This window comes from Staphylococcus auricularis (genome assembly GCF_051172115.1).
GTDB lineage: Bacteria > Bacillota > Bacilli > Staphylococcales > Staphylococcaceae > Staphylococcus > Staphylococcus auricularis_A.
The window spans coordinates 1-2092 of record NZ_JBPIZN010000012.1 but is presented as its reverse complement, the minus strand read 5'-3'; the positions used below and the strand labels follow the sequence as shown (position 1 = coordinate 2092).

Sequence of the window (2092 nt, the reverse complement as noted above, 5' to 3'; positions counted from 1 at the left end):
CTTTGGCTAATATAAATAATTAAAGTAGCCCCAACTTTTTAAAGAATTGGGGCTACTTTGATTATTTATGATGAAAAATCAAAAAAGATGGTTTAGCAGTACTTTAACATGTTGGTAAAGTACTTGTAGCAAATATATTGTTGAAGATTGATAGATAAATAGATAGGATTCCTCTCAATCAAAGAGTACACTAAAAAATCAACTTCGCTAGTTCGGTCTGTATACGATTAATCAGGCGTTCATCTAAAGTAGATATTATAGTTAAAAATCTAAATATTTTTAATTGATGCTAATATATTGATGATTTAATTATTTTATTTTTGCGTTAAGTAACCATCTTCCATATGAAAGATTTTGTCGCAAAATTTAGTTAACCGTTCATCGTGAGTAACAATAATACATATTTTTTGACGTTGTTTAGACTGTTCTTTTAGTATTTTCATAACTGCCATCGCATTTTCAGTATCGAGTGATGCGGTTGGCTCATCAGCTAAAATAATAGATGGCTGTGTATAAATTGCTTTAGCAATCGCAACACGTTGTTTCTGTCCTCCTGACACTTCAGAAGGTAATTTATTCTCGATTTCTTTCAAACCTAAATCGTCTAACAATTTATCATGTTCTTGAGTACTTAACACATCTTTTTTATAACTCTTTAATAAGTGAAATTGTTGTTTGATTGTTAAGAATGGAACTAAGTTAGTCGCTTGTAATATAAATCCAATTTCTTTCATTCTCATTCTGGATAATTTTTTCTGATTCATTTTTGAGATTTTCTTATCGTTAATATAAATTTCTCCAGATGTAGGTGTTTGTAAGGCACCAGCCATTGTTAGGAATGTACTTTTACCAGAACCAGAAGGACCAACAATAGCTATAAAATCGCCTTTTTCAAAAGATAATGATGTTGGTTTAACTGCTTTAATCATATGATTTCCATCTTGAAATTCTTTTGTCACTTTCTCGAATTTTAACATAATGAAACCTCCTTATCCGATTGCCTTAAGTGGATCAATTTTTCTAATAGATAGTACTGAGAAAAGACTACCCACAAGTGAAATAAGTATCAGAACAATGCCGAAAATAATAAGTGTTATAACATCAAATTGAATCGGTACTGCTTTGGGTAAAATTAGACTTGTAAGCAGGGTCAACATTAATCCAATTAATGAGCCAATTAAAGATAATATAAAGGTTTGTGCTAACACCATCTTCATTAAGAATCCATCCGTAAATCCTTGCGCTTTTAATACACCGAATAAACTCTTTTTTTGTAGAGTAATAACATATAAGAATACTCCAATAACTGTAGCAGAAATAACAAACAAAAATGTAATCATGAAATTCATTGTTAAATTTTGAGATTTATAACCTGGTAGATTTTCTACAAATTCATCAATACCAATCACTTCTAAATCACTATTTATCTTTTTATCATTCCAATTATTATCTTTGACAACTACTGAATTGGTTTTGTCTGACGATAATGCTGGGTTAATTTTTTCCACCGTTTTATTATTAGTAAAAATAACAGGAGAAGCATTATATTTCGCACTTTCTGACACTCCAACGATATGTAATTTCTCGTCAGATTGAGATAAAGTGATTATGTCATTAACTTTAAATCCTTTATCTTTCAATGATTGATCAATGACAACCTCATTATCTTTATTAAACGCTTTGCCTTCCTTGATCTTCGGAATCAAGAATGAATTTGATGTTACCCCAAAGAGTATCGCATTCTCTTTACTATTTCCCTTTGAAGCGATAATGCCCATTTGCTTTAAAGGAGCCTCTTTTTTAAATTTCCCTTTAACATCCGATGTTGTTATTACTGATTGTTGTACCGTTTGATTAGCATCTTTATTTAAGACAATTGCATCTGCCTCCCACTTCTTAATACCTTCTGTGTTCATATTAATTAAACCATTCGCTAATCCAGATAATAAAAAAAGTAAGTAACTAATTAATACAAGAATGCCTATAATTAATCCAAATTTCAGCTTATTGTATTTAATTTCGTTCCATGCCAAAAACATTTAATCCTCTCCTTTAAACACGATATTAATACGTATAACAATAAAAGTTTTTT

The 2092-nt window shown here is 30.0% G+C and carries 2 protein-coding genes; both read right to left on the bottom strand.

Translation table 11 applies throughout. The features are described 5' to 3' along the window. Positions 1–314 precede the first annotated feature (314 nt). Positions 315–977 carry an ABC transporter ATP-binding protein gene (locus tag ACSBRB_RS10550; protein WP_023016137.1) on the bottom strand — a complete coding sequence of 221 codons (663 nt, stop codon included), beginning with the start codon at positions 975–977 and terminating at the stop codon, positions 315–317. 12 nt (positions 978–989) lie between these two features. Next, entirely contained in the window at positions 990–2039 is a 1050-nt protein-coding gene (locus ACSBRB_RS10545; RefSeq protein ID WP_435032724.1) for an ABC transporter permease, read from the bottom strand. Between the last annotated feature and the right edge of the window lie 53 nt (positions 2040–2092).

Excerpts from the sequence above, each read along its gene's own strand:
- ACSBRB_RS10550 (WP_023016137.1), bottom strand. The coding sequence starts at position 977 with ATGTTAAAATTCGAGAAAGTGACAAAAGAATTTCAAGATGGAAATCAT.
- ACSBRB_RS10545 (WP_435032724.1), bottom strand. The coding sequence starts at position 2,039 with ATGTTTTTGGCATGGAACGAAATTAAATACAATAAGCTGAAATTTGGA.